This is a genomic window from Pseudomonas sp. PLMAX, from assembly GCF_046042685.1.
Taxonomy (GTDB): Bacteria; Pseudomonadota; Gammaproteobacteria; order Pseudomonadales; family Pseudomonadaceae; genus Aquipseudomonas; species Aquipseudomonas putida_AE.
This window is the reverse complement of sequence record NZ_CP064949.1, coordinates 4,560,473-4,586,718: the sequence shown is the minus strand read 5'-3', so window position 1 is coordinate 4,586,718 and position 26,246 is coordinate 4,560,473. Positions and strand designations below refer to the sequence as shown.

General features: G+C 58.1%; 22 protein-coding genes and 2 pseudogenes. 12 read left to right on the top strand and 12 right to left on the bottom strand.

Annotation, left to right across the window (positions count from 1 at the left end):
* The first annotated feature begins 741 nt into the window (after positions 1-741).
* Genes DKB71_RS20755 through DKB71_RS20735 form a run of 5 tightly spaced genes read left to right on the top strand, consistent with a single transcriptional unit; the run spans position 742 to position 5,108 of the window.
* The gene (locus DKB71_RS20755) at positions 742-1,644 is read left to right on the top strand and encodes an McbB family protein (RefSeq protein ID WP_408597099.1); all 903 of its coding nucleotides are present in this window, start codon (positions 742-744) and stop codon (positions 1,642-1,644) included.
* Positions 1,641-2,444 carry a SagB/ThcOx family dehydrogenase gene (locus DKB71_RS20750; RefSeq protein ID WP_408597097.1) on the top strand — a complete coding sequence of 268 codons (804 nt, stop codon included), beginning with the start codon at positions 1,641-1,643 and terminating at the stop codon, positions 2,442-2,444. The genes DKB71_RS20755 and DKB71_RS20750 overlap by 4 nt, the downstream gene beginning before the upstream one ends.
* Complete coding sequence (locus DKB71_RS20745) at positions 2,431-3,630, top strand: YcaO-like family protein (RefSeq protein WP_408597095.1); 1,200 nt, start codon at positions 2,431-2,433, stop codon at positions 3,628-3,630. Before DKB71_RS20750 ends, DKB71_RS20745 begins: the two co-directional genes overlap by 14 nt.
* Positions 3,631-3,642: 12 nt before the next feature.
* Positions 3,643-4,386: an ABC transporter permease gene (locus DKB71_RS20740; protein ID WP_274076196.1), complete on the top strand. Its 744-nt coding sequence runs from the start codon at positions 3,643-3,645 to the stop codon at positions 4,384-4,386.
* Positions 4,386-5,108 (top strand): ATP-binding cassette domain-containing protein, encoded by a 723-nt coding sequence (locus DKB71_RS20735; protein WP_274076197.1) that lies wholly within the window; start codon positions 4,386-4,388, stop codon positions 5,106-5,108. Before DKB71_RS20740 ends, DKB71_RS20735 begins: the two co-directional genes overlap by 1 nt.
* 236 nt (positions 5,109-5,344) lie before the next feature.
* Here DKB71_RS20735 and DKB71_RS20730 read toward each other — a convergent pair.
* From DKB71_RS20730 to DKB71_RS20715, 4 genes and pseudogenes are all read right to left on the bottom strand, one after another.
* Positions 5,345-5,941 (bottom strand): annotated as a pseudogene (locus tag DKB71_RS20730) (methyl-accepting chemotaxis protein); the annotation flags it as partial.
* A 258-nt stretch (positions 5,942-6,199) separates the two neighbouring features.
* Positions 6,200-7,252 (bottom strand): annotated as a pseudogene (locus DKB71_RS20725) (HAMP domain-containing protein); the annotation flags it as partial.
* A gap of 348 nt (positions 7,253-7,600) precedes the next feature.
* Positions 7,601-8,923, bottom strand: a complete 1,323-nt coding sequence (locus DKB71_RS20720) for a hypothetical protein (protein ID WP_406592639.1) — start codon at positions 8,921-8,923, stop codon at positions 7,601-7,603.
* A gap of 175 nt (positions 8,924-9,098) precedes the next feature.
* Positions 9,099-9,815: a glycosyltransferase family 25 protein gene (locus DKB71_RS20715; RefSeq protein WP_274076200.1), complete on the bottom strand. Its 717-nt coding sequence runs from the start codon at positions 9,813-9,815 to the stop codon at positions 9,099-9,101.
* Positions 9,816-10,072: 257 nt separating this feature from the next.
* Here DKB71_RS20715 and DKB71_RS20710 point away from each other — a divergent pair, with 257 nt between their 5' ends.
* Both DKB71_RS20710 and DKB71_RS20705 read left to right on the top strand, forming a co-directional pair.
* Positions 10,073-10,465 carry a cytochrome c family protein gene (locus DKB71_RS20710; protein ID WP_274076201.1) on the top strand — a complete coding sequence of 131 codons (393 nt, stop codon included), beginning with the start codon at positions 10,073-10,075 and terminating at the stop codon, positions 10,463-10,465.
* Positions 10,466-10,474: 9 nt separating this feature from the next.
* Positions 10,475-11,965 carry an aldehyde dehydrogenase family protein gene (locus tag DKB71_RS20705; protein ID WP_408597091.1) on the top strand — a complete coding sequence of 497 codons (1,491 nt, stop codon included), beginning with the start codon at positions 10,475-10,477 and terminating at the stop codon, positions 11,963-11,965.
* Positions 11,966-12,079: 114 nt separating this feature from the next.
* Here the strand turns inward: DKB71_RS20705 and DKB71_RS20700 are convergent, their stop codons facing one another.
* From DKB71_RS20700 to DKB71_RS20670, 7 genes are all read right to left on the bottom strand, one after another.
* Complete coding sequence (locus tag DKB71_RS20700) at positions 12,080-14,461, bottom strand: DUF3772 domain-containing protein (protein WP_408597089.1); 2,382 nt, start codon at positions 14,459-14,461, stop codon at positions 12,080-12,082.
* Between the two features lie 154 nt (positions 14,462-14,615).
* Complete coding sequence (locus DKB71_RS20695) at positions 14,616-16,028, bottom strand: heavy metal sensor histidine kinase (RefSeq protein ID WP_408597087.1); 1,413 nt, start codon at positions 16,026-16,028, stop codon at positions 14,616-14,618.
* Positions 16,025-16,696 (bottom strand): heavy metal response regulator transcription factor, encoded by a 672-nt coding sequence (locus DKB71_RS20690; protein ID WP_008060619.1) that lies wholly within the window; start codon positions 16,694-16,696, stop codon positions 16,025-16,027. The genes DKB71_RS20695 and DKB71_RS20690 overlap by 4 nt, the downstream gene beginning before the upstream one ends.
* Positions 16,697-16,809: 113 nt before the next feature.
* Complete coding sequence (locus DKB71_RS20685; protein ID WP_408597085.1) at positions 16,810-17,067, bottom strand: DUF2790 domain-containing protein; 258 nt, start codon at positions 17,065-17,067, stop codon at positions 16,810-16,812.
* Positions 17,068-17,194: 127 nt separating this feature from the next.
* A complete protein-coding gene (locus DKB71_RS20680; RefSeq protein ID WP_408597083.1) occupies positions 17,195-17,968 on the bottom strand; it encodes an alpha/beta hydrolase in 774 nt (257 codons plus the stop codon).
* A 130-nt stretch (positions 17,969-18,098) separates the two neighbouring features.
* Positions 18,099-18,587: a DUF6644 family protein gene (locus DKB71_RS20675; protein ID WP_408597081.1), complete on the bottom strand. Its 489-nt coding sequence runs from the start codon at positions 18,585-18,587 to the stop codon at positions 18,099-18,101.
* Positions 18,587-18,937: a DUF6152 family protein gene (locus DKB71_RS20670; RefSeq protein ID WP_408597079.1), complete on the bottom strand. Its 351-nt coding sequence runs from the start codon at positions 18,935-18,937 to the stop codon at positions 18,587-18,589. Before DKB71_RS20670 ends, DKB71_RS20675 begins: the two co-directional genes overlap by 1 nt.
* A 202-nt stretch (positions 18,938-19,139) precedes the next feature.
* On the opposite strand from DKB71_RS20670, the gene DKB71_RS20665 reads away from it, so the two are divergent.
* From DKB71_RS20665 to DKB71_RS20655, 3 genes are read left to right on the top strand one after another with little or no spacing between them, the layout of a single operon-like run.
* Positions 19,140-20,105 carry a Bug family tripartite tricarboxylate transporter substrate binding protein gene (locus DKB71_RS20665; RefSeq protein WP_408597077.1) on the top strand — a complete coding sequence of 322 codons (966 nt, stop codon included), beginning with the start codon at positions 19,140-19,142 and terminating at the stop codon, positions 20,103-20,105.
* 1 nt (position 20,106) lies between these two features.
* Entirely contained in the window at positions 20,107-20,592 is a 486-nt protein-coding gene (locus DKB71_RS20660; protein ID WP_408597075.1) for a tripartite tricarboxylate transporter TctB family protein, read from the top strand.
* An 18-nt stretch (positions 20,593-20,610) separates the two neighbouring features.
* Positions 20,611-22,119, top strand: a complete 1,509-nt coding sequence (locus DKB71_RS20655) for a tripartite tricarboxylate transporter permease (RefSeq protein WP_274076212.1) — start codon at positions 20,611-20,613, stop codon at positions 22,117-22,119.
* 626 nt (positions 22,120-22,745) lie between these two features.
* Here DKB71_RS20655 and DKB71_RS20650 read toward each other — a convergent pair.
* Entirely contained in the window at positions 22,746-23,630 is an 885-nt protein-coding gene (locus DKB71_RS20650; protein ID WP_408597072.1) for a LysR substrate-binding domain-containing protein, read from the bottom strand.
* A 156-nt stretch (positions 23,631-23,786) separates the two neighbouring features.
* Between DKB71_RS20650 and DKB71_RS20645 the strand changes: the two genes are divergently transcribed.
* Together DKB71_RS20645 and DKB71_RS20640 are read left to right on the top strand one after the other, a co-directional pair.
* Positions 23,787-25,088, top strand: coding sequence for an NAD(P)/FAD-dependent oxidoreductase (locus tag DKB71_RS20645; protein ID WP_408597070.1), 1,302 nt, complete (start codon positions 23,787-23,789; stop codon positions 25,086-25,088).
* A gap of 52 nt (positions 25,089-25,140) precedes the next feature.
* Positions 25,141-26,229, top strand: coding sequence for a polyamine ABC transporter substrate-binding protein (locus tag DKB71_RS20640; protein WP_408597068.1), 1,089 nt, complete (start codon positions 25,141-25,143; stop codon positions 26,227-26,229).
* Positions 26,230-26,246: the final 17 nt, after the last annotated feature.

Below are 26,246 nucleotides of genomic sequence, written 5' to 3'. Positions count from 1 at the left end.
TTGGTTGTGGGTGCCAGATTTCACCTGGCTCCGTGTGGCCACAGGAGTGCCATGAGCAAGCCTGCCCGGTATGGAAATATGCCTCCAGATTTGCGTTCCGGTACGGTCGTCATCGGCTGAGTGTCCCTGCCAATCGACCATCAAGGCTACCGTCTGTCGTATTTTTACGAGTGGAAAAGGCAAGTTCAAAAAGGATTTCATGGGGAAAGCAAGAAACTTCTTACTCCGTCCTACAGATGGCTATACCTCGCCGCTATTCGCCTTGTTTCAGTTTTGCGAAAGCAATGTGGCGAATTTTTAAGAAGTTAAATAAAGATATTAATTAGACGTGGTTTTTTAAACTTAAAACCAACAGAAATAACCCTTTCTGCCTCTGTACGAAATTTCCTGAGAGATTGAATGAATTTTCCTGCATGCAGAAAACTCAGTCTCTTGCGTTCAGTTCTCGAAGCTATTAGAAATAAAGGCGTCACCAAATACCGGTGGCACTTTCTCTAACAGCGAGTAATTAATTATGAACACTGAAAATCTTGGTGAGATTCTTTACTTTGGAGATGAGTTTGACTATGGCTTATGCCCACACATGGCTGGAGGCTCAGGTGGTCAAGGCGGATGTGGGGGAAGCGGAGGATGCGGAGGTGGCGGCGGTTGTAGTGGCGGGAGCGGGGGTAGCGGCGGGTGTGGAGGGAATAATATAACCACACCAATATCATCCGATAACGATTAAAAAACCAAAAAGCTATGGCTTTTCTGGTATTTACCAGAAAAGCCATTTTGAGGGATTTTATGATGTTGACTATACAAAGCTACGACATACTAAATTTTCCTACTGATAGTTTGATTGTTTCAAGACGGGGCGTGTCAAAGATAAGCTCGCCCGATTTGTTGGCAGCGTTAACGAAACTGAAAAAATACACAAACATTTCAAAGGTCGAATTCGACCAAATACTGATGGATCACGGCTTGAATCCGGAGTGCGCTTATGAGTTTTTAGAAAAAGCACTTTCCATTAAGGATTGCACCAACTTGTACTTCGAAAAAACGATCGTGGCTCATGATTGGGGTAAGGACAACGACCTGGAAAAACTACTAAAAAGTGAAATAAATACGCCGTTGGAAATAAGCGAAATCTCAAGTTCGCTCACAGATGTCGTTTCAAATAAAAAATACTACATTGTTATCATGTGTGTTAACTATGATTATGATCTTCTGAAAAAACTATACTTTGATCTAGTAGTTGCGGCGCCTGAAAGTGCGATTAGCGTCTGCTATTGTGTGGGTAGTTCTTATTGCATTAGTCAGCCATATTTGCCGAAGGTCGGAAATCCGTGTCATTTTTGCAGTGTGGATAGGCTTATGAACTACGAGGATTATCAAAGTAGCAGGAACGCCTGGTCAAAGCTCGTTCAATTTTGCAGAAATAAACACGTTGCAGTACCTTCAAGTCCGTTGAATGTTCTTCAGCGCTCACTATTGGTCGGAGCGTTGATTAGGAAGATAAAACTGCTGACGAGTTCCGACAGCGACTTTCGCTATCAGGACAACATTCTGCAAGAGACGCATATTGACTTTGCTAGTAATTTGGTGAGAGAAGCTTCGGCTGCCCATTGGAATATGTGCGACTGCTTGAGGATGCAAAAATGAAGTACATTCCTCATGATTACTATCTTAGATTCATGGATTCGAATGTTCATGCAGAGACTTTAGCTTTTCATGCAAGGGGGAACTATACAATTCATGATGCCTTCAGGCACGCTACTCGTCTGCACAATATCAGTGATAAAGATCTTTCTCAGTTGACTGGGAACGAGTTGCGACTTTATCCAGATATGGATTTAACCTTACCTATAAACATTAAGGATAAAACTATTCCGGCTATTTGTCGTAATGAGTCGTGTGAAATCTTCTCGGACAAATCTATAGATTTCTCTAGAATCGAAAAGTTGGTGTCCCCGCTTCTGTGCCCAAAAAAAGATAGCTATAAGAGGGGGTACCCAAGTGGCGGTGCGCTATACCCCGCTGAAATATTTATCTGTTCGCTTATGAATGACAGCGAAAGTTGGCCGTGCCCTGAGAAAGTTTTACACCTCCTACCTCAGTCAAAAGAGTTTGAAGTAGTTCAGGGCACACATGATGTCGAAGACCTGAAAAAAGCAATCTTGTCTGCTCCAGGCAGCATTGGTACACCTAGTGTCGCAATAATTTATGCTGTATATATCCCTAAAACTTTATTCAAGTATAGGTGTAGAGGATATCGACTTGCATTAATGGAGGTCGGCTCAATTTATATGTTGATCGAATTGCAAGCAAAAAACCTAGGCTTGCGGTGCAGGTTATGGTCAGCATATACCGATACGATGGTGTGTAAAGCAATTGGTCTTAACCCAACAATTTTCTTCCCGATGTGCGTCCACTTTATTGGTGAGCAGCATGATCCTGAATAATTCCAGTCACTATTCAATATTACCTGGTACGCTTATTTGTCAACCATCGTGTGTATTGTCTTTCCCGTCATCGGTCGAAGTGGAGGATTCTTGGTTAAATGGAGGGTCTGGTGTAGGAGATGGTTCCTCATCTATAAAAGCGGCGATAGGGGAATATTTTGAAAGACGTCACTTCTACATGGAGGTGATGCCGAATGTTGTTGGAAATATCAAACATTCGCTGACGAGCGTGGAAGCTGAAAAATTTGTCTTTGCGTTCTCTCAAACGAATGATAATGACTTGACCTCCGCACAGCTCTTCAGCCATTCATATAATTTAACCAAGGTTTCTCGTACGTCGGACTTTTCCATTTGCCACATACCCACTGCGTGTATTTCTCTAAATTATCATAAGATCGAAAGCGAAAATCCAATATACCCGCTTCGAGATACTTGTGGTTGTAGCTTTCACTGGTGTTTTGAAAGTGCGAGTTTTGGAGCAATCAAAGAATCTTTGGAAAGGCAGTTTTTGTCTAGATTTTGGCTCACAAGAGAATGCCTAAGCTTGATTTCCGATCAAAATGTCAAAGAGGCGTTATTTGGGAGTGGTGCTAAATCTCTGTACGAGGCACTTAATAAATCAGGTGAGCTTTCGGTCATGGATATATCCGATCCTGACTATCCTGGTTTCTGCATATTGACCGTTTACGGTCAAAATAATAAACAGCGACATGTCCAGTATTGCGCAGGGATGTCGTATGCAAAAACGCTTGCTGGTGCACTTGAAAAATCAATATATGAGCTTTGGCAAACTTACAGGTTTATTGATTTGTTTCGGGCGACTGAGCGTGATATTGGCGAAGTAAAAGATCCATACTTGAAACATTTTCTGAACTGTAATACTTATGATACGTACGAGGAGATAACTCGTATAAAGCTTCGCGGTATGGCTATCACCGAATCTCGTTTTGACTTTAGCCTCTCAGGTCTTTTAGCTGCACTCAAGGTTCGGCGAATTGATGGCTATTTATATGTTCATTCACTCATTTTGAATGATAATATATTCTTCTTCTGCAAGTTTGTTTCTCCGGATTTTTTTCTGCATATGAATAATTCCAAGGGGATAAATACTCATAATAAGTACTCTCAAGGTTTTGTCGATCAGATGGTTGTAGAGAGAAAAAATATTATGGTTCCATTTCCATGAAAGGGGGTGTTTATGCCAGTTTGCACTATCTCAAGGTCCCTTGCGCTTGCGTTGCTTTTTATAAAGGAGCAATTAAAGGAGCCTGTCGCGTTATTTTGGATGATTATTTCCCCTGTAACGACTTACTACTTGCTTACTTATTCTAGAGGAGGGCTTTCTCCTTCGGGGGTGAGCTACATCGAAAGTACATCCTGGTTCTATGCTTATATTTCTTCAAGCGTCGCATTCTTTGGGTTTTCCTTTTATATCGTAGGCAGGCGGGAAAGTGGTTATATACGGTCATTCGTTTATACGTCAGACGCAAAGCTGATATTTATGGTGGCGCAGTTTTTAGCGTACTCACTAATTGCCTTGATTTACTGTGCCACTTTCTATGCGCTAACCTATTTTTCATTCGGATCTTTCAATCTGTCCGATCTCTTGCAAGTTATTTCTCGTTTCTATATTTGTTATATCCTGTTTGTCGTGCCAGGGATTTTGTTGGGGTTTCTGCCATTAAGTTTTCAAAATGCTAATACAATTTTTTCAATCGTGTCATTTTTAATGCTGGTTTTTGGTATTCTAAGTGCTGGTGGGTTGCACCCTGTAGTTGAGGCTGTCAATAAAGTTAATCCTCTATTTGTTGCGAATAAGCTTATGGTAGGAGGCTATGAAAAGTACTATATTTTAATTTTTTGGATTATTGGCTCGTTTGCAGCGATTTTTTTGTTGTCACTGCGATTTTTGCGCATAAATCCCGTATGGAGTCGGTATTGATGAGTATTCTAGAAACCAAGTCCCTGTGTTTCGGGTATTCCGATAAAGTGCTATTCAATGATGCGTCTATCCAAGTAGTTCCGGGGAGCATTACCGGATTGCTGGGGCCAAACGGTTCTGGGAAAACTACTTTTTTCGATATTGTCTGCGGGCTAAAAAAAGTAAAGGAAGGGCAGGTTTTCAATAGATTTGCCTCCCAGGTCTATTTATCGCAAACGATCATGACGCCGCCAGTGCTGCGTATGTCCGATATATTTAGAATGACGACGTTGCTTTGTTCTTCGACCCGTACCTCGCAAGAGCAAGCGTTGAAGAAACTCACTGCCTGGAGTCCAGAGATAGTTCAGCGATATAAAGAGATCTGGTCAAAAAAATCTTCTGTTTGCAGTTATGGTGAGAAGCGTTGGTTTTTTACTCTTTCTTTGCTGGCCATAGAAGCGGATCTAGTGATACTGGATGAGCCAACCGCTGGCGTTGATCCTGAATTCAGGCATTATATTTGGAAGTGTCTACGTGGTGCGGCTAATGAGGGAGCGGCAATTCTAGTGTCGTCCCACAATGTCGAAGAGGTTGTGGGTAACTGTGACATCTTCTACATGATTAGCCAGCAACAGTTCAAACCGTTTAGCTCAGGTGGTGAGTTCGTGAGACGTTACGATGCAAGCAGTTTGGATGAAGCTTTTATCCGTGCGGCCGCGGAGCCTGTGCGCATAGCACGATAGGTGTTTAGGCATAAGTGTCAGTCATTTCGTGCCCGATGAACTGAACGAATTGAAGTTTTCAAAATCATTCGGCAGTTCAGCTTTCAGCAAAGAAAGCCTAAGTCATATACCGGCCATAAGGGCGCCTTCACTGGCTCGCTTCTACAGGAATCTTCGACGAACACCGGTAAATCGTTCGACGCTGATCAGATATAGGTAGCTCGCCAGCGAAGTCGATTTTTCAGACAACTCCGTTGTTAAATCCGAAAACTCCCCACCAACTGATTCAACCTTCCCGCCTGCTGCTCCAGCTCCGTACAAGCCCGCAACGTCGCCTGCAGGTTCTCCACCCCTTGCTGGTTCAGCGTGTTGATCCGGGTGATGTCGACGTTCAAGGCCTCGACCACGGCGGTCTGTTCTTCGGTGGCGGCGGCGACGGATTGGTTGACGTTGTCGATCTCGCCGATGCGTTGGGTCACGCTGCTCAAGCGGGTGCCGGCGAGGTTGGCGATGGTGACGCTTTCTTCGCTGTGCTGCTGGCTTTCGGTCATGGTGGTGACCGAGTCGCGGGCGCCCACTTGCAGCTCCTCGATCATTTGCTGGATCTCCAGTGCCGAGGTTTGGGTGCGGCCAGCGAGGCTGCGTACTTCGTCGGCGACCACGGCAAAGCCGCGGCCGGCTTCACCGGCACGTGCCGCTTCGATGGCGGCGTTGAGTGCCAGCAGGTTGGTCTGCTGGGAGATGCCCTTGATCACTTCGAGGATCTGCCCGATGTTCACGGTCTTGTCGTTGAGCACTTCGATGTTGCTGCACGACGCGCTGATCTTGCCGGACAGTTCGTTCATCACGTCTATCGTGCGCTGCACCACCTGGCGACCGTCTTCGGCTTGTTGTCGGGCGGAAGAAGCCTGCTGTGAGGCATCGGAGGCGTTATGCGCGATCTCCTGGGCAGCGGCGCCCAACTGGTTGATGGCGGCGGCGACGCTGTTGGTGCGGCTCGATTGATCGTCGAAATTGCTCAGGGACGAATTGGAGGCGTCCAGCACGCGGCGGGCACCTTCGTTGACGCCATGGGCCGCCGACGACACTTCGCGGATCGACTGGTGAATGCGCTCGACAAAACGGTTGAACGCCGTGGCCAACTGGCCGATTTCATCCCGCGATTGCACTTGCAGGCGCCGGGTCAGGTCGCCTTCGCCGAGGGAGATATCTTCCATGACCCGGGTCAGCACTTTTAGCGGCCGGGTGATGCGCTGTGCCGTGTAGCCCATCAGCAGCAGGCCGAGCAGGGCCGAGCCGCCACCGAGCAGCAGTTCCAGCGCAGTGCTTTGCATGCTTTTGGCATCGAGTTGTTTTTGCAGGGTGGTGACCGGTGCCAGCAATACGTCTTGTGGTACACCCACCAGCACACCCCAGGGCGCGGCACCGGCAATCGGCGGCAGCGGTTCGAGGACCTTGATCTGCTGCGGGTCGACAAACACCTTCGGCCGACCCTGGCGCAAGGCGTCCATCACCTGGGCGTTGTCCATCGGTTGGCCGAGGCGACTGATGTCCTGGCTGTTGGCGGAGATCACGCCACGGGGACTGACGATACTGATCTGGCCATGGCCGTCGAACAGCTGCAGCGCGCTGGCTTCGCTGTTCTTTTGCAACGCGGCGAGGTTGATGTCGAGGCCGACCACGGCGATGACTTTGCCGTTCTCCAGCAGCGGGAAGGCGACGCTGGTCACCAGCTTGCGACTGCCCGATGCCTCGTCGAAGTAGGGCTCCAGCACGCAGGCCTGGCGGGTGTCGCGGGCGCAGGTGTAGAAGGCGTTGTAGGGTGCGCCGCTGGGGCCCGGCTCGGTGTTGGCCAGCAGGCCTTCATCGCCGATCACCGCTTGCAGTTCGCCGGGGTTGCCCTGCACCCAGTACTGGGAGAAGCGTCCGGTTTCGTTGCTGCCCTGGTCCGGCTTGTCGGCGAAACCGGCATCGGCGCCGTCCAGCGCGTCGGGTTCGAAAATGACGTAAAGCCCGAGCAGGTCGGGCTTGTCGATCAGGGCTTGATGAAGCTGGGTACTCAGCGCCTGGCGCAGTTGTTGGCGGGTCAGGTTGCCCTGTTGCTGGAGTTGCCTCAGATACAACAGGTACCGCGACAATCCCTGGCCGTATTCGTGGGTCTGCATGAAGGTGCGTTGCACTTGCATGGCCTGCACTTTGCCCAGGGCCTGCATGTGTTCCTTGGCCGCGTCGGCGAGCATGTCGCTGCTGGCCCGGGCCACTTGCTGGCTGCTTTGGTGCGTCTGGTAGAGCGACAGGCCCATCAACAAGCCCACCACCAACACCAGGCAGAGGCCGGCGAGCAGGGTGATCTTGCTCTGTATCGTGAGAAATCTTTTGTGCATTGGAAATACCTTTTTCCCTGCAATGCATTGGCGCTGCCATCACGAACCTGTAGGGAGGTGCCGCAGGCTGCGATCTTTTGACTTTCAAGATCAAAGATCGCAGCCTGCCTGCAGCTCAGGGCCTCGAGATTAGAAAGTAGTGGCGAATATCAGCTGGCTGTAGAGGTTCTTGTCGTTGTTGCCCAACTGCGTGCCGCCCTGGTCGGCGCTCTTGTCCGGCTGGAACAGGCCCACCAGTGGCATCACCGTGAGGTGGTCGTTGAGGTGCCATTCGGCGTACAGGTCGACTTCGTGGCCATCGGTGTTGCCCAGGTCGCGGTCGATGGTGTCGAAGTTGAAGTACATCGCACCGACGGTCAGGTTCTCCAGCGGCGAGACGGTGAACTTGAGTTGCTGGATGCGCGAGTTGCTGTTGAACGGGCCAGCGTAGTTGCCCGCCACTTCGCCCTGGAACCAGGTGCCGAAGCCGCGGCTGAAGCCGTAGAACAGTGTGTCGTAGCCTTCCGAGAAACGGCTGTAGCGGTAGCCGGCATAGGGCGTCCAGGGTGCTTCGGAAAAGGTCCAGCCGGCTTCCAGGTACCAGGCATCCTCGGTGGCCGTGTGCGGTTTGTCCTGCTTGGCGTATTCGCCGGAGAGGAACAAGTCCTTGACCCCGGCGTTACCGGTTGCGCGCAGGCTGTAGGTCTTCATGCCGTCGCGCTCGAGTTGCGCGGGGGAGGCGTATTGCTCGTCGACGTCCGTGGTGTCGATGTAGGTCAGGCCGACAGTGCCGGCCTCGGACACGTGTTCCAGGGTGCCGACGTACATTTCGGTCATGGCTTGGGCGCGGTTGTTGGATTTGAGCCACATCAGGTCGCTGCGCCAGCCTTCCTTGCCGCCGATGCGCAGCACCGCGGTTTCGTCGAAGGCCTTGCGCGCGGCCAGCCAGTAGGCGCCACCGCGATTGAACTCGCCGTCGGCCAGGCCTTTGCCCAGGTTCAGCGCATCGCCGTTGATCAGGAAACCGTCGCCGACCATGATGTTCTGGCGGCCGAACGACAGGTCGATGCCGTCAGCGCCCAGTACAGGGAACAGGTCGCTCGAGCGCCAGCCAAGGTAGGCGTCTTCGAACTTGCTGGTGCGTTCCGAGCCGTCGGTGAAACCGGCGGCATCACCGTCGCCCCAGGTGCCGGAGCTGAGCATGTTCGCCGCGCCGTAAGCCGTGCCGACCCCCGCCAGGCCCTGGTCGAAGCTCAGGCCGTACTTGATGTAGCCCTCGCGCCACGACGACGAACCTTCGTCGAGTCGACCCGACAGGGCGTAGTTTTCCTGGCTGTGGAAAACGCCGAAAACCGCTTCCAGGGTGGCGTTCAGGTGACTGTCGTCAGTGGCGTAGAGTTCGTAGGCGCTCGCTTGGCCAGCACTGATCATCAGCGCCAGGGTCGAGAGGCGAAGCAAGGGGGACTTGAGCATGGTGTGGCATCCGTTCTTGTTCTTGAGCGCAGGTTTGCGTCCCGCCAGATACTAATGCCGGGATTTTTTGCGCCTTGTTGCCACGGTGCCAAAGAGTTGGTTGTGCTTGCCAGATTGCAGGGCGGGGTGACAGTGCACAGGTCCGTGCACTGATCGGGAAGGGGCTTTTTTCGATTTAGCGAATTCGTCTCAGGTTCCTGGCCTTCAACTTGCGGAGCATGCCCATGACATCCCGCAGCACAGGAGTCCTGTCGAAGAGGGACAGTGCATGCAGGTCGGTGCGTGAGGGTCTTTGATAGCCAAGATTCCAGGTGAAGTAGTAGGCCTGCACGTCTTTGTTCGAATGAATGAGCGTATTGAGGGCCGCGTCATAGTGCATCGGACCGCCGTCCGGATGCCCCGGCGGGCGCTCGAGGATCTGCAGCAGAAAGTCCCTCAGCCTGACAATGCATTTGCCGTTTACCGCATAGAAATGCGACAGGTGTATGGGTTGGTCGACCGCTTTCCAGGAGGGCGAGCTGGAGTCGCCTTCAAACGGATGGCCGAAGTAGGCGATGTCCCACTCCATGCCTTGCAGGGACTCGATGGCCTGTTTGCCATACTCGCCAATGCGCCTGGAAAACTGAATGTCATCCTCCAGGATCAGGATGTTGCTTACGTTCAGGCGGATCGCCTCTTCCAGAATGCCCAAGTGACTCATGAAGCAGCCCCGGGCGCCGATGCTCGGGAAGCCATCGTCCTCACTGGGCGTCACCGCCTGGAAAAAGCTGACTTTTTCATGATCGAAGGGAAAACCGTTGCGCGCGAATTCTTCCACCGTTTCTACACGACGATCCTTTCTCGACGAAATATTGATGATTCTGGCTCGATCAAAATAGTCGGTCACATTCATCCAGCAATTCCTCAGCGCAGGTGATCAGGGCGGCTGGGTTGCAGTATAGGCAGAACTTTGAATGTCGCTTTGCCATCACCCGTCATGCCCATGCAGCAGTTTGGCAGAACCGCCAACACAACTGGCACGCAGGGCAAAACCTGCGAATCGCGCAGCACCGACAATCCCTCTCAACCTGCCGAAGCCCCGTCGCCTCGGCGCTTTCTGTGTTGACGTTCGCCGGCTGGCGAACGCGTGGATTTTCAAGGTCGTTTCCCATGTTCGCCACCCTGCGTTTGCCCCTCGTTGGTTTGTTGACCTTCACCCTGGCCCAGGCCGCCCTGGCGGCCGATTGCGCACCGGTGAAGAGTCGTGGCGCCGAATTGTTCGCCAATGAATGCGGGGTCTGCCATGCGGTGAGCAAAGGCACGACCGGCATGATGGGGCCGAACCTGGCGGGTGTGATCGGGCGCAAGTCCGGCTCGGTGGAAGGCTTCAACTACTCGCAGGCCATGCGCAACAAGAACATCGACTGGCAAGCCGAGAACATCGCGCAACTCATCACCCAACCCCAGGCCTATGTGCCTGGCACCTACATGCCTTACATGGGCATGGCTTCGGCAGATGATCGCCAGGCGGTCGTGTGCTTCCTCAAAGAACAACAGAACTGAAGGTGATTCATGAGCAACGTTGAAATCCTGCCGCAGGTTGCTGCATTCCTCGATCGCCAGCACGGCTGCTTCATCGATGGCCAGTGGGTGTTTGCCGAAGGCCCGAGCATTGCCGTGGTCAACCCGGCCACCGGGCAAACCCTGTGCGAAACCCTCGACGCGCCCCTGGAAATCGTCGAGCGCGCCGTGCAGTCGTCGCACCAGGCCTTCAAGTCCGGCGTGTGGTCGGGCCTGCGTCCGGCGGACCGTGAACGCATCCTGCTGAACTTCACCCGCCTGGTGGAGGAGCATGCTGAAGAGCTGGCCCAGCTGGAAACCCTGAGCCAGGGCAAGTCGATCAACATGGCCCGCGCGCTGGACCTGAACGCCACGGTGGAGTTCATGCGCTACATGTCCGGCTGGGCGACGAAGATCGAAGGGCAGACCTTCGATGTGTCGATCCCGCTGCCGCCGGGCACCAAATTCACCGCGTTCACCAAGCGTGAGCCGGTGGGCGTCGTGGTCGGCATCGTGCCGTGGAACTTCCCGCTGCTGATCGCCGCCTGGAAACTGATGCCGGCGCTGGCCACCGGTTGCACGGTGATCATCAAGCCGGCGATGGAAACCCCGTTGACCGCCATGCGCCTGGCCGAACTGGCCCTCGAAGCGGGCATTCCGGCGGGCGTGTTCAACGTGGTGACCGGCGGCGGGGCCTCGGTCGGCGGCGTACTGACCGCGCACCCGCTGGTGAGCAAGGTGTCGTTCACCGGCTCGACCGCCGTGGGCAAGAGCGTCGGTGTGGCGTGCATGGAAAACATGACGCGCTTCTCCCTGGAGCTGGGCGGCAAGAACCCGATGATCGTGCTCGCCGATGCCGACATCGAAAAAGCCGTGCAGGGCGCGATCCTCGGCGGCCTGCTGAACAATGGCCAGGTGTGCGCGGCGGCCTCGCGCTTCTACGTGCATCGTTCGATCCACGACCAGTTTGTCGAAGCCCTGGCGGCGGCGGTCTCGGCGATGCCGATCGGCGCAGGCATGAACGGCGAAGCGGCGATCAACCCGTTGGTGTCGCGCAAGCAGCAGCAAAGCGTGCTCAAGCACATCGAGCTGGCCCGCCAGGAAGGTGCGCGGGTGGTGGCGGGCGGCGAGTTGCTGGAAGGCGAGGGCTTCTTCGTCCAGCCGACCATTCTCGCCGACATCGACCACAGCATGGCCGTGGCGCGCGAAGAGGTATTCGGTCCGGTGCTGGGGGTGATGCCGTTCGACGATGAAGACGCGGTCATCGCGCTGGCCAACGACAACCGTTACGGGCTGGCCGCCAGCCTGTGGACCAACGACCTGGGCAAGGCCATGAACCTGGTGCCGCGCATCGAAGCCGGTACGGTGTGGGTCAACGCCCACGTGCTGCTCGACCCGGCGATGCCGTTCGGTGGCGTCAAGCAATCGGGCATGGGGCGCGAGTTCGGTCGTGCGGTGATCGAGGCCTACACCGAGCTTAAATCGGTGTGTATCGCCCACTGATGAACCTGTAGGAGCTGTGTAGGCGCTGACGAGTGAAACGAGGCTGCGATCTTTTGATTGTAAAAAAGCAAGATCAAAAGATCGCAGCCTGCGGCAGCTCCTACATAAGCCGCGTTACGCCGTTGGCGGTTTCGCCAGTTCAATCCCGGCGGCGCCCAGCCGCTTGAGAATCTCGAACAGCAGCTCGCTCTTGATCGAAACCACCATGCGTGGGCTGCTGACATAACCGGTGACGGTCAGGGTAATGCCTTCAGGCTTGAGCTGGCTGAAGCGCACCACCGGTGCCGGCTTCTCCAGGATGGTCTCGTGCTCGCGGAAGCTGTCCAACAGCAGGTTGCGCACCTGCTCGGGGTCGATGTCCAGCGGGAACATCAGCTCGAGTGACGCCACCCCCTGGGCGCTGCCGCCGAGGGTGACGTTGCGCAGGTTCTGCGAGATCAATTGCGAGTTCGGCACGATCACGATCGAGCGGTCGGCCAGCTGTATTTCGGTGGCCCGCACGTTGATCCGGCGGATGTCGCCTTCGACCCCGCTGATGCTGATCAGGTCGCCGACCTTCACCGGGCGCTCGGTCAACAGGATGATGCCGGAAACGAAGTTCTTGACGATCTCCTGCAAGCCGAAGCCGATGCCCACCGAGAGGGCGCTGACGATCCAGGCCAGGTTGGTCCACTTGACCCCCAGCGACGACAGCATCAGCAGCAGCACCAGGGCATAGCCGATGTTGGAAAATAGCGTGCTGAGCGAGGCACACATGCCCGGGTCCATTTCGGTTTTCGGCAGGAATTCGTTGTCCAGCCAGCGCCGCAGCGAACGAATCAGATAGACGCCGATGATCACGGCGAGCAAGGCATGCAACAGGTTGGCCGGGACGATGTTCAGTCTGCGCAGGCCGTCGCCACCGAGGATGGCGAGGATGTTGGTGGCCAGTTGTTCGAGGGTCGACCCGATACCACCCACCACCAGGGTGATCAGCGCGATCAGCAACAACGAGGCGCGGCCGGCACCGGAGAGGATGATCGAAATCTGTTCCAGCCGCGTATCGCCAATGCCCAATAGCTGTTTCAGGGACTTGCCGGTGGAGGTGCGGGGGGAAAACAGGTGTTCGCAGCCGTCTTTGACCAGCTGGGTCAGCAAATAAAAGCCGGCGAAGATGATGTAGAACCACACCAGTTCGTAAGTGATGAAGCGCGACAGCGATACGTAGCCGGCGAGCAAGGCCAGGAGTGAAATCACGATCGCAATGCTGGCGAACGAATAGATCAGCCCGGCGAAGGTCCGGCCAGCCTCGGGGGCGACCCCCGCCATGACCATGTCCCGGCGGGTTTTGCTGACGCGAAACAGCAGCATCGCGATCATGACCGAGACGATCAGGGCGACCGCGCCCCGGACCGAGATCACCAGCTCCGCGCTCATGCTGGTGGCGTTGGTCATCTGCGCCAGCGATACCAGCAACAGCAGTGTCCAGGCCAGCCGTGCCGGGTAGGGCTCCATCGCCAGGGCGAGCGGATCGGCAAAGTTTGGCAGGCGCCATGAGGGGTGCTGCGTGGACAGCAGTGCGCGACTCAGGCCGAGGATCAGCACGCAGGTATAGACGATCTTTTCGAAGTCCTGGGAAAACCCCGTCAGCTGTGGCGTCAGCGGCAGTTCGCGGGTGAAGGCAAAAAACAGCAGGCGCAAGGCTATCCAGGCCGTCAGCACCGTGGCGATGACCGAGGCCAGGGCCAGGGCGCTACGCCGCAGGCGACCTTCCGGCATGCGATGGATGCACAACCAGGTCAGCCCGCGTTCGGCCAGCCGCCGTCCCACGACCCAAAGCAGCACGGCCATCGCGATCAACAGGCTGGTCAGCAGGCGCGCGCCCGGTTGCCAGGTGGCGTCCAGGGTGTCCTTGATCTGGTGCAGGAAGGCGCTGAATTTTTCCCGGTCATGCTCTGGCGGATTGAGCAGGGGGGCCCAGAACCAGGGGTTGAGTACGCTCCTGGTCCGCTGGGTCATTTCGGTTTCCAGCAGGCTGCGGCGGATGGCGGCAATCTGGGTCAGCAGTTCGGCGGCGCTGGCCTTGAGCGCTACCAGGGTTTTCAGTTTGGCGTCGACCCGGGATTTCTGTTCGGTCAGGGTGATTCTCTGGAGGGCGATATCGGACTTCTCGGGCGCGGCATCCGCCACTGGCGGCGGGCCCAGCACGCCCAATTGCGCCTGCAACTGGTCCTGCTCGGGCAACAGCAGTGCCGAGAGGCGATCGACCTCCTTGACGAGCGCCTGCACCAGATCCTGCGGGCTTTCCAGCTGGCTGTAGTTGATGGCCTGTGACACTTGCTGCTTGTAGCTGCCGAGTTGGCCCTGCAGCGCCTCCAGATCGCTGTCGGAAACGCTGGCGGAAGCGGGTGCCTGGGCGTTTGTGGGGATATCGGGCATGGGCGCCGCCGATAGCCATCCGGCGCTCGGCCCGAACAGTAAAGCGATGAGAATCACGAAGCTCAAGGCATTGCGCATCGGCGTGCTCGACTGGTTATGTGTCACTCCAACCTATGAGGTTAGGTCATGACTCAACGTTATCGAGGCTTTTTTGGTCGCAAGTGCAACGGCAAGATCAAAAGATCGCAGCCTGCGGCAGCTCCTACAGGGGATCGCATTCGATTTGCTGGCGTTATTCGCCCGCTCGCCGGGCCGGAAAGAACAACTCGAAACACGTCACACCATCAGCACTCGTGACGCTGCACTGGCCATTGTGCAACTGCATGATCGTCGCCACGATCGACAACCCCAGGCCGTTGGATTGCGCCGAGCGCTCGCGGGATTCGTCGACGCGGTAAAAGCGTTCGAACAGCCGGGGCAGGTGTTCGGCGGGGATCGTCTGGCCCTGGTTGCGCACCTGCAGGCGGATGCCATCGGCAGTGGGCGTGGCGCAGATGAATAGCTCGGAGTTCGGCGCGCCGTACTTGATGGCGTTGGCGCACAGGTTGGCCAGGGCGCGGCGCAACAGCATCGGCTCGGCCCAGATCACACCGCTGCCTTGGGCGTTGATGGCGATTCCGACATCCCCCGCGAGCCCTTCGAAATAGTCGGCCATGCGTTCCATTTCATCCAGGGCGCCCAGTTCCTGGCGTTGGCGCAGGGCACTGGCCGGGTCGGTGCGGGCCAGGAACAGCATGTTGTCGAGCATGCGTGCCAGGCGCTCAAGTTCCTCGACATTAGAGGCGAGCAACTGTTGATAGTGCTCGATGCTGCGGTCTTGCTGCAGGGCGACCTGGGTTTCACCGAGCAGGTTATTGATCGGTGTGCGCAGCTCATGGGCCATGTCGGTGGACACCTGGCCCAGTTGCACGAAACCTCTGCCGAGGCGGTCGAGCATGGCATTGAAGGCCTCGATCATCGGTAGCAACTCCAGCGGCGCGCCCTGGCTGTCCAGGCGTTCGCCGAGATTACCGACGCCGATGCCCTGGGCATGCCGGGCCACGCGCCGCACCGGCAACAGGCCGCGCTGCACCAGCACGTAGCCGGAAAGTGCCAGCAGAATCGCCGCCACGCTGGCGAACAGGTAGACGTTGAGCCGGTAACTGGCGAGCACCGCCGTGCGTTCAGTCATCAGGCGCCCAGTCACCACTTGCAGCGTGCCCTGGTCACCGGAGGCGATGGTCGCCGCCAGTGCGGAAAAAGGTACGCCATTAACGTTGGGCAAGTGTTGCACGTCGCCGAGGCCCAGTGGGTGGTCCATGGCCATGGGGGTCAATACGGGCATGTCCAGATTGCCCGGATTCACCTGCAGCAACGGCGGTTGCCCGGGCGCGCCGATACTCAACAGGGCTTCGCGGTTGCCGAGCATGTTCTGGAACAGCGCGGGTTTGCTGCGGATCAGCTCCAGGGTGTTGCTGTCGTTGAGGAACGTGCGCAGTTGATCGATGCGGGTGATCAGCGCCGCGTCATCACGGCGGACCAATTCGCGCTCCAGGTCACGGTACAACGCCACGCCCAGGGACGTCAGCGAGACAAACGCCAGGAACGCGAACACCAGCGCCAGGCGCAGCGTCAGGGAGTGGCGCAGATGCGACAGGCTGTTCATGGCTGCGTATCGAAGCGATAGCCGATACCGCGCACACTGTGGATCAACTTCAGCTGGAAGGGATCGTCGATCTTCAGCCGCAAGCGCCGCACGGCGACGTCCACCACGTTGGTGTCGCTGTCGAAATTCATGTCCCAGACCCGTGAGGCGATCATCGAGCGCGACAGCACTTCACCCTGGTGCGTGGCGAACAGGTGCAGCAGGGCGAATTCCTTGTTGGTCAGCGTAATGCGCGTGCCGGCGCGGGTAACGCGGCGCTTGAGCACGTCGATCGCCAGGTCCTCGATGTGCAACTGTTCTTCTTCGCGGGTGGGGCCGCGACGGGTCAGGGTACGCAGGCGGGCCACCAGCTCGGCGAAGGAAAACGGCTTGATCAGGTAATCGTCGGCGCCCAGTTCCAGGCCCTTGATGCGATCGGCGATGTCATCGCGGGCGGTGAGGAACAGCACCGGGGTATCGGCTTCCTTGCGCAGGCGCCGCAGGACTTCCCAGCCGTCCATTTTCGGCATCATCACGTCCAGCACGATCACATCGAAATCATGTTCCAGGGCCAGGTGCAAGCCATCGACGCCGTCGCGGGCCAGGCTCACCGTGTAACCGAGTTCCTGCAAGCCGTTGAGCAGGTAATTGCCGGCCTTGGGTTCATCTTCGACGACGAGAATGTTCATGGGCTTCTGCCTGGTTCGGGGTCAGCAGGATTGCGCGCCGCGCAGGCGGGCTACTGCGGCATGCCGCTGCCGCCAGTGTAGCCCGGTCATCCGCCGGTATGCAGGGATGACGATCAGTGATCATTGATGCACCCGCTGCCCTGGACCAGGTAATCGAGCTCATGCTGGCGACCCTGATGGTCGAGGTAGTTCAGTTGGGCCGGGATGATGCCGCATTGTTGTGAAATGTCCGTTTCACCCAGCACTTTGGCGACGTCGAGGTGGACGAAGGCTGCGTCCTTGTCGTGGATCACTGGGGCGGAGCTTTGGGTATCGGCAAATGCAGAGCCGGTTGCGAGGAGGGCGGCGAAACCGAGGATGTACATTTTCATGACGGTGATCTCTATTCAGGTTTGAGTGGGCTGTCGGCAGGTTGCCTGGCAGTGAGTTCAGGTTAACCAGGCGATCCGAACAGCCCACCAACAGCTCGATGACAAAGTTGTAATAAATAGCCGCCGGTTAAGGCTGGCGACCGGTGGCCGCAAGGATCAGGTCGGCGATTTCCTTCGAGTGGGACACCAGCGACAAGTGGCTCGACGGCAATTCGATGGTGGTGGCGCCCATGCGCTTGGCCAGGAAGCGCTCAAGGTCCGGGTTGATCGTCTGGTCCTGGCTGGAGACGGCGTACCACGACGGTTTGGTGTGCCAGGCCGCGGCGGTGGTGCGGTCGGTGAACAGGGTCTTGGCGATCGGTTGTTGCACGGCGAACAGCTGCATGGCTTTATCGTGAGGGACGTCGCCGGCGAAGTACTTGAGGAAGGCGTCTTGCTTGAGGCTGACGAAACCGTCGTGTTCTTCGGTACCGGCGCGTACCGGCATGGTCGGGTATTTGGCCGACAGTGCGACGAAATCTTCCCCGGCATCCGGCGCACGCGCGGCGACGTACACCAGCGAACTCACTTTCGGATTGATCCCGGCCTCGCTGACCACCGTGCCGGCGTAGGAATGGCCGACCAGCACGGTCGGGCCGTCTTGCTGATCGAGCACGCGCTGGGTCGCGGCCACATCATCGGCCACCGACGTCAGCGGGTTTTGCACCGCCGTAACGTGCAGGCCGGCCGCCTGCAAGCGGCTGATCACATCCGCCCAACTGGAGCCATCGGCCCAGGAACCGTGCACCAGCACGACGTTGTTGGCCTTGACCGGTGCGGTCGTGGTTGCAGCCATGGCGGACCCGCTGCCCAGTACGAAGAGGCTGGCGGCGATCAGGCAGAGTTTGCTCAATGGATTCATGGTATCGACCCTTGTCATCATCAGTGGGAGGCGTGTCACCCGGTGCGGGTGACTGACGACTTCACTGTATGAAGCGAGGGTGCTGGCTACGCTGACAACTCGATGACAAGTCTGTAATGCAACAAGTCCTTCAGGTGTAGGCCAGCAATCGGCCGCAGAGGATCACGCTGACCCAGAGCGCGATGGAAAACAGGGCCTGCACCTTGGCCACGCCCGGTGCCGGGTTGGCGGTATTCCACGCCGTGACGGAACGGTACACGCCGACATGGAACAGCACGGCGTTGAAGCCCGCCGCGGCGATCAGGCAGAGCTTGAGGATGAAAATGTCATTGGAGGCGAAGTCGTGAGGGTGGGCGGAAAACATCATCAGCCCGGCCGGAACGATCAACAGCAAAGCCGCAACGGACCATGGCAGGAAATGGCGGGCGAGGGCCGTCACCTGGATATTGCGTGATACGCCGAGTACCCGCAGGTCGAACATCAGCACCGAACCGACCAGTATCGTGAAGCCGAGGATGTGCACCACCTCCACCAACGGATACAGCCATAAATCACCGCGCATGGCTGAGCCAAGCGACGAATCATTGAGCCAGTCCATCCAGCCCTGGTTGGTTTGCATCAGCGCAACTCTATGGTTTTGTCGCCGATCGTGATGCTTTCTGCACGCAACTCATCGGGTTTGTTGCGGTTCTGATAACCGACCACGCTGGCTTGGGTGCCGACCGCCAGCATGTCCTTCGCCAGCCCACGGTTTTCCATGCGCGAGGGCGGTGCGAGCACCACGTTCCAGGTCTTGTCCGCCGTCTTGAGGTTGACGAAGCCATGGGGATGGGAGTAACCGGACGCTTCGATGGTGCCGCTCAGTTGCAAGGGTTTGCTGGAGTCGTACTCGCTCCAGCCGTGATGGGCGAATGCCGCAGTGGCCACCAACAGCAATGACACGCCAAAGCCCTTGAGCATGATGGTCATGACAGGGTTCTCCTGTTGCAGAGGGTTGGGTCGACGTTTTTCAGGATAGTTGGCGCATTTCGCGGGCTGGAACACCCCGACCAAAAGAATGTTTCAGTCTGTGACGCAGGACTCGCAGGGCTCGGCAGGCCTTAGACGGAACCATGTTCTACGCTTACCCGCAGATGGCACCCATAAAAACAATGCTAGAGGGAGAGACACCATGTCCGCTTTGTTTCGTCGCGTCGGCCATTGCCTGGCTGCAGGCCTTGTTGCTGCCGCAATCAGCACCCCCGTGCTGGCGCTGGACACCGTCAAGTTCATGGCCCCCGGTTCCGTGGGCGGCGGTTATGACCAGACGGCCCGGGTGCTGGGCAAAGCCCTGATCCAGGCCAACGCTGCCAAATCCGCGACCTTTGAGAACAAGGGCGGCGCAGGCGGTACGCTAGGGCTGGCGCAGTTTGCCAACAGCACCAAGGGCGACCCTAATGCGCTGCTGGTGGTCGGTGCGATCATGGTGGCGGGCATCGAGCAGAACAAACCGCAGATCAGCCTGAAGGACGTGACGCCGATCGCCCGGTTGTTTACCGAGTACAACGTGCTCGCGGTGCGCAAGGATTCGCCGTACAAGACCCTCGATGACCTGATCAAGGATTTCAAGGCCAAGCCCACCAGCGTGACCTTTGGCGGTGGTTCCAAAGGCTCGATCGACCACATCGGCATCGCCGAACTGGCCGGCAAGCTGGATGTGCCGGTCAACAAGGTGAATTACATCGCCACCGGCGGTGGCGGTGAAATCGTCGCCCAGGCCCTGGGCGGCCAGATCAAGGTGATCACCGGTGGTTACGCCGAGCTGGGTCAATACATCAAGAACGGCCAGTTCCGCGTGCTCGCCATCGGAGCGCCCGAGCGCGTGCCCGGGATCGACGCGCCGACCCTCAAGGAAAGCGGCTATGACGTGGTCATCGGCAACTGGCGCGGTGTCTATGGTGCCGCCGGCCTCACGCCCGAGCAGCGCAAGGAAGTGACCGACGCGGTGGTGGCCGCCAGCAAAAGCAAAGTCTGGCAGGACAACATCAAGACCAACGCCTGGACGGAGAGCGTGCTGACCGGTGACGATTTCGGCAAATTCGTCGACGAAGAACACGTGCGGTTGCGCGCGATGCTGGTCAAGGTCGGGTTGCTTTGAAATGGCCGGATCCCGCGCAGTCGTGCCGACCCAGTTGGCCATCGGCATCGGCCTGATTACCCTCAGCGTGGTGCTGGCGGTGGGCGCCTGGCGCTTTCCGCCGGAGATGGGCTTCGTGATTCTGCCGGCCTATGTCTACCCCTGGGTGGTCGCGGGGTTTCTCGGGGCAGTGGGCGTGTTGTTGAGTTATCAGGCGGTCAGCGGCGGTTTTCGCGAGCTGGATAACCAACAGACGCACACAGTGGCGGGCGGCAAGGCCGGCGCAGCCTGGGTCACCGCAGGGTTGATCGGTGTGGCCGTGCTCATCAACGTCATCGGTTTCGTGCTGGCCGCCGGGCTGCTGTTCGCCTGTTCGGCCCGCGGTTTTGGCAGTCGTCATCCACTGCGCGACTTGGCGATCGGCATGGCCCTGACCCTGCCGATCTACTGGTTGTTCAACGCCGGGCTGGGGGTTTCCCTGCCGCCGCTGGTCAACGCCTGGATCTGATCCAAGGAGATCGACAGCATGGACATTCTCGCCAGCCTGGCGATGGGTTTTTCCGCAGCGCTGACGCCGATCAATCTGCTGTGGGGCTTCATCGGTTGCCTGCTGGGCACCGCCATTGGCGTGTTGCCGGGCATCGGGCCGGCGCTGACGGTGGCCTTGCTGCTGCCGATCACTGCCAAGGTCGATCCCACCGGTGCGCTGATCATGTTCGCCGGGATCTATTACGGCGCGCAGTTCGGCGGTTCAACCACTTCGATCCTGCTCAATACGCCCGGAGAGTCGTCGTCCATGGTCACGGCCCTGGAAGGCAACCTGATGGCGCGTAATGGTCGGGCCGGGCCAGCGCTGGCCACGGCGGCGATCGGCTCCTTCGTCGCCGGCACCATTGCGACGGTGCTGCTGACCCTGTTCGCCCCGGTCGTGGCCAGGCTGGCGCTGAATTTCGGCCCGGCGGAGTATTTCGCGATCCTGGTGCTGTCCTTCACCACGGTCTCGGCGGTACTTGGCGCCTCGATGCTGCGTGGTTTTGCTTCACTGGGGATCGGCTTGACCATCGGCATGATCGGCCTCGACTCGACGTCGGGCATTGCCCGCTACACCCTGGGCGTGCCCGAACTGGTGGATGGCATCGAGGTGGTGCTGGTGGCAGTCGGTCTGTTCGCGGTCGGCGAAGCCCTGTACAGCCTGCTTTATCAAACCGAGCAAGCCGAGGGCCGGCATCGCCTGACGTCATTGTGGATGACCCGCGCCGACTGGAAACGCTCGGTGCCTGCCTGGTTGCGGGGCACCTTTATTGGCTTCCCGTTTGGCTCGATTCCGGCGGGTGGCGCGGAGATCCCGACCTTTCTGTCCTATTCCACCGAACGCAAACTGAGCAAATACCCCAAGGAGTTTTCCGCTAACAAGGGCGAGGGCGCCATCGAAGGGGTGGCCGGCCCGGAAGCGGCCAACAACGCCAGTGCCACTGGTTCATTGGTGCCGTTGCTGACCCTGGGCATCCCGACCTCCGCCACGGCGGCGATCCTGTTGGCGGCCTTCCAGAACTACAACCTGCAACCGGGGCCGATGCTCTTCGAGACCTCCGCTGATTTGGTGTGGACCCTGGTGGCTTCGCTGTACATCGGTAACGTCATCCTGCTGGTGCTGAACCTGCCGCTGGTGGGCCTGTGGGTCAAGCTGCTGCAGATCCCCCGGCCTTATCTGAACGCCGGGATCCTGGTGTTCGCCACCATCGGCGTCTACGGCATGCGCCACTCTTCCTTCGACCTGCTGCTGATGCTGGGGATCGGCTGGGCCGGGGTGTTGATGCGCCGTTTCGATTTCCCGGTGGCGCCGGTGATCGTCGGCATGCTGCTGGGGCCGATGGCCGAGAAACAGCTGCGCAATGCCCTGTCGATCAGTGAGGGGGATTGGACGATATTCCTGACCCAGCCGATTTCGGCGGCGTTCATGGCGCTGACGCTGTTGGTGCTGGTGGTGCCACCGCTGTTGCATGCGCGTGGGATCAAGTTGCATGAAGATGACTAATGCGTCGGTCCCCCTGTAGGCGCTGGTTTGCGATGGCGGCCTCATAGCCGACCAATCACTCGCGGCTGTCCCCACTACCGTGGGAGCCAGCCTGCTGGCGATGGCGGCCTTACAGCCGACCAATCACTCGCGGCTGTCCCCACTACTGTGGGAGCCAGCCTGCTGGCGATGGCGGCCTTACAGCCGACCTATTGTTTGTTGACCGCGTACATATCCATTCCTGCGGTAACGGCCACTTATGGTTTCGCTCTTACAGCGAGTTACTTGGAAAAACGGAACGCCGCCCGGCCCCAAGTAACCAAGGGCTCTTGCCCCTGGCGTTCGGTGCCTCGCTGTGGCTCGGCATACCCTCGCTCCGGTCCTGCTCCGTGGGCCCGCCGCGATGGGCCATCCATGGCCCAGCGCGGCTAAACCGGCATCCATGCCGGTTTACCCACTGCGCAGAACCTCCACTCGGCCTCTCGATGGGGCAAGAAAATCAAGATCAAGATCAAGATCAAAAGCCAAAGGCAAAGGCAAAGCGAAAACCAGCCGATTTTAAGGTTGCAGGGTTCCCCAACCATAGAATCTCCCACAGCGTTTTAAGCGAAGAGCAGCTGCTGAAAGCTTGACTGGCAACAGAGTTTCTACAGGTTGGAGGGTGTTCCTGCCTGCTCGGCAAACCACTGCAAGATCGCCCCGCACGCCGGATGCGCGGCCGCTGACGGCTGCAGGCACAGGGCGTAAATCCCCCGGGTCTTCAACGGCTCGCCGAACGGGATGACCAGCGCGCCGCGTTCGATCGACTCGCCCGCCAGGGTCATGTCGGTCATGGCCACACCCAGCCCGCGGGCGGCGGCATCCAGTGCCAGTTCGTCGAGGTTGAAGGGAAGGTGGCGAAACTCGTCCAGTGAGTTGCCGCCATTGGCGGCCAGCCAATACCGCCAGTCGTTCCTGTCGCTCGAACGGTGCAGCAGCGCAAAGCCGGCGAGATCCTCCTGTGATGCCAGCGCCAGTCCGGGCGCACACACCGGCACCAGCGTTTCCTCGAACAGGGTCAGGCAATCCGTGCCCCCGGACGGTTCGGGCAGGTAGAGGATGTAGGCGTCGCTGTCGCTGGCCGGTTCCACCACCTCGGTGGCGACGGTCTCGATCGCCAGCGATACCTGCGGATGATGGCGGTAGAAATCATTCAGCCGGGGCAACAGCCAGCGCACTGCCAGGGACACGTGCATACGGATGCGGAACGGGCGCTTTTGCGGGGCGATCCGGTCTTCGAGGGCCTTGAGGTGTTCAAGGATGTGCCGCGCACTGGCGAGCACCTGTTCGCCTTCGGCTGTGAGCTGCAGGCTGCGGCTGGTCCTGAGGAACATCGAGGTGCCGAAGTGACTCTCCAATTGCTGGATTTTGCGGCTCACGGCGCTTTGGGTCAGGCACAGCGTTTGGGCGGCCTGGGTGAAGCTGCCCGAATCCGCGACCTCGACCAAGGCCTGCAGGCCCTGTAGCGAGGGAACGTGGCGAATGTTATCCATGCGTTTTCAGAATACCTGGATGATTTAATAACGTTGGTTGCCGATGCAATGTCCCTTTAGATTCTAGTCATAGCGGCCGTCATCTGAAACCACCCATGCAAATACCGCATGCGGTATTGCGAGAGGCCGGCACAACGACAGGCTACGAGGTGAAGCATGGAAAACGTATGTGGCTGGATTGCGCAAGCCGGGGACAGCCCGTTGCGCGATCCGCTCAAGGGCACGCAGCAGGCCGATTGGCTGGTGATCGGCGCCGGCATCACCGGGCTGAGTGCCGCTCATTCACTGGCTGAACTGCATCCCCAGGCTCGCATTGTGCTGGTCGACCGCCAGCGCGCGGCGCAAGGTGCATCGGCGCGCAACTCTGGGTTCGTGGTCGCCCACGAACATCCCGGCCATGCCGAGTTGCAAGGCACCCCGGGATTCGCTGGCTACCAGGCCGATACCGCAATTGGCCGTACCGCCAGCGGCGAGGTGCGCAAGCGCATTGCCCGGCACGGCATCGAATGCGATTTTCGCGAATCGGGCTATTTCTTTGCGGTGAGCGATCCGCGCAAGTTGACCCAGGTCGAGTCCAAGCTGCAGACCTTGCGCGCCGTGGGCGCCTCAGCAGAGTTTCTGCAAGGAGACCGGTTGCGCCAGAAGTTGGGAACCCGGCACTACCAGGCGGCGATCTGGTGCGGCAATGGCAATGCGCTGCTGCAACCGGCGAAATACGTCAAAGGGCTGCTCGATGCATTGCCGCCACAGGTGACCCTGTTTGAAAACACTGAGATCAGCGGCCTGCAGCGCCTGGGCAATGGCCGCATCCGCGCCAGCGGCGTCCATGGCTGCATCGAGGCCAGGCAAGTGCTGGTTTGCCTCAATGCCTTCATTCCCCGTTCCGGCATCAGTGACAGCGGCACCTTTGCGATGGAACTCAGCGCCAGCCTCACCCGGCCCCTGAGCGACGAAGAATTTCAGGCCCTTGGCGCCGTCGAGCCCTGGGGCGTGCTGTCGACCCGCCCCCTGGGGGCCACGGTGCGCCTCACCCCGGATCGCCGGGTGATGATCCGCAACACCGCCGAATACCGCGCCCAGGACTTGTCACCCGGCGAACTGGCGACCCGGCGCCAGCACCATGTCCTGGGTTTGCAGCGTCGTTTCCCGATGTTGGGCGCGCAGGACATCCAATACACCTGGACCGGCCACCTCAGTGCTTCGCGCTCCGGGCAGCCGTATTTCGCCAAGGTCGAGGAGGGCGTGTTCGCCGTGGCCGGGTGCAACGGCTCCGGCGTGGCGCGCGGCACGTTGTGGGGACGGCTGCTGGCGGAGCTGGCGTCGGGCATCGACTCGCCGCTCCTGCAATCGGTCAAAGGCCGCGCCCAGCCCGGCTGGCTGCCGCCCAAACCCTTGCTCGATATCGGTGCCATGCTGCGCATGCGCGTAGAGACGGCCCGGGCCAGAAGCGAAATCTAGAACACCGCCTTTCACATACAACAAAAGCACTTCAACACGAAGGTGATCGAACATGCGCGTCAATACTGTTTCCCTGGTGGCACTGCTCTCAACGTTGAGCGCCACCGCCTACGCCGATGAAACCGTGAACATTTCCAACTGGAACGGCTACATCGCCGACGACACCCTGGCCACGTTCACCAAAGAAACCGGGATCAAGGCCACTTACGACATCCATGACAGCAACGAAGTGCTGGAATCGAAGCTGATGACCGGCAATACCGGGTATGACGTGGTCAGCCCGTCGAACCATTTCCTCTCGCGCCTGATCAAGGCCGGTGCCATCCAGAAGCTCGACAGGAGCCAGTTGCCGGGCTGGAGCAACCTCGACCCGGTGCTGATGAAAAAGCTCGAGGTCAACGACCCCGGCAACCAGTACGGTTATCCCTACATGTGGGGCACCGCGGGCATTGGTTATAACGTCGAGAAGATCAAGGCGATCTTCGGCAATACCGACGTCACCCGCTCCTGGAGCCTGTTTTTCGATGAGGCCAACATCAGGAAGCTCAGCGAATGTGGCGTGGCGATCATCGACAACCCGACGCAAGTGCTGCCGATCACCCTCAACTACCTGGGGTTGCCGCCCCACAGCCACACGCCTGCCGACTACAAGAAAGCCGAACAGGCGCTGCTGAAGATCCGGCCTTACGTCCAGTATTTCCACGCCTCCAAATACATCAGCGACCTGGCCAACGGCAACGTCTGCGCGGTGATCGGCTTCAACGGCGACATCGTGCAGGCAGCCGCCAGCGCCCAGGAGGCGAAAAACGGCATCGACATTGCCTATTCGATCCCGGATGAGGGCTCGACGTTATGGTTCGACATGGTGGTCATGCCCAAGAACGCGCCGCACCAGAAGAACGGCTACTCCTACATGAACTACCTGCTGCAACCGCAGGTCATCGCCAACATCAGCAACAGCATCCATTACGCCAACCCCAACAGCGCAGCGGACGTTGATGTGGTGCCGGCGGTGAAGCAGGACCTGGCGATCTACCCGCCCAAGGCAGTGATGGACAAGCTGTTCACGGTAGAAGACCTGCCAGCCTCCATCGCCCGCTTGACCACGCGGCTGTGGACCAAGTTGAAGACCAATACCTGATTGCTGGTGATGCGATG

Coding starts and splice junctions, on each gene's coding strand:
- DKB71_RS20755 (WP_408597099.1), top strand. CDS start 742: ATGGCTTTTCTGGTATTTACCAGAAAAGCCATTTTGAGGGATTTTATG.
- DKB71_RS20750 (WP_408597097.1), top strand. CDS start 1,641: ATGAAGTACATTCCTCATGATTACTATCTTAGATTCATGGATTCGAAT.
- DKB71_RS20745 (WP_408597095.1), top strand. CDS start 2,431: ATGATCCTGAATAATTCCAGTCACTATTCAATATTACCTGGTACGCTT.
- DKB71_RS20740 (WP_274076196.1), top strand. CDS start 3,643: ATGCCAGTTTGCACTATCTCAAGGTCCCTTGCGCTTGCGTTGCTTTTT.
- DKB71_RS20735 (WP_274076197.1), top strand. CDS start 4,386: ATGAGTATTCTAGAAACCAAGTCCCTGTGTTTCGGGTATTCCGATAAA.
- DKB71_RS20720 (WP_406592639.1), bottom strand. CDS start 8,923: ATGCTCAAGTCCCCCTTGCTTCGCCTCTCGACCCTGGCGCTGATGATC.
- DKB71_RS20715 (WP_274076200.1), bottom strand. CDS start 9,815: ATGAATGTGACCGACTATTTTGATCGAGCCAGAATCATCAATATTTCG.
- DKB71_RS20710 (WP_274076201.1), top strand. CDS start 10,073: ATGTTCGCCACCCTGCGTTTGCCCCTCGTTGGTTTGTTGACCTTCACC.
- DKB71_RS20705 (WP_408597091.1), top strand. CDS start 10,475: ATGAGCAACGTTGAAATCCTGCCGCAGGTTGCTGCATTCCTCGATCGC.
- DKB71_RS20700 (WP_408597089.1), bottom strand. CDS start 14,461: ATGCGCAATGCCTTGAGCTTCGTGATTCTCATCGCTTTACTGTTCGGG.
- DKB71_RS20695 (WP_408597087.1), bottom strand. CDS start 16,028: ATGAACAGCCTGTCGCATCTGCGCCACTCCCTGACGCTGCGCCTGGCG.
- DKB71_RS20690 (WP_008060619.1), bottom strand. CDS start 16,696: ATGAACATTCTCGTCGTCGAAGATGAACCCAAGGCCGGCAATTACCTG.
- DKB71_RS20685 (WP_408597085.1), bottom strand. CDS start 17,067: ATGAAAATGTACATCCTCGGTTTCGCCGCCCTCCTCGCAACCGGCTCT.
- DKB71_RS20680 (WP_408597083.1), bottom strand. CDS start 17,968: ATGAATCCATTGAGCAAACTCTGCCTGATCGCCGCCAGCCTCTTCGTA.
- DKB71_RS20675 (WP_408597081.1), bottom strand. CDS start 18,587: ATGCAAACCAACCAGGGCTGGATGGACTGGCTCAATGATTCGTCGCTT.
- DKB71_RS20670 (WP_408597079.1), bottom strand. CDS start 18,937: ATGACCATCATGCTCAAGGGCTTTGGCGTGTCATTGCTGTTGGTGGCC.
- DKB71_RS20665 (WP_408597077.1), top strand. CDS start 19,140: ATGTCCGCTTTGTTTCGTCGCGTCGGCCATTGCCTGGCTGCAGGCCTT.
- DKB71_RS20660 (WP_408597075.1), top strand. CDS start 20,107: ATGGCCGGATCCCGCGCAGTCGTGCCGACCCAGTTGGCCATCGGCATC.
- DKB71_RS20655 (WP_274076212.1), top strand. CDS start 20,611: ATGGACATTCTCGCCAGCCTGGCGATGGGTTTTTCCGCAGCGCTGACG.
- DKB71_RS20650 (WP_408597072.1), bottom strand. CDS start 23,630: ATGGATAACATTCGCCACGTTCCCTCGCTACAGGGCCTGCAGGCCTTG.
- DKB71_RS20645 (WP_408597070.1), top strand. CDS start 23,787: ATGGAAAACGTATGTGGCTGGATTGCGCAAGCCGGGGACAGCCCGTTG.
- DKB71_RS20640 (WP_408597068.1), top strand. CDS start 25,141: ATGCGCGTCAATACTGTTTCCCTGGTGGCACTGCTCTCAACGTTGAGC.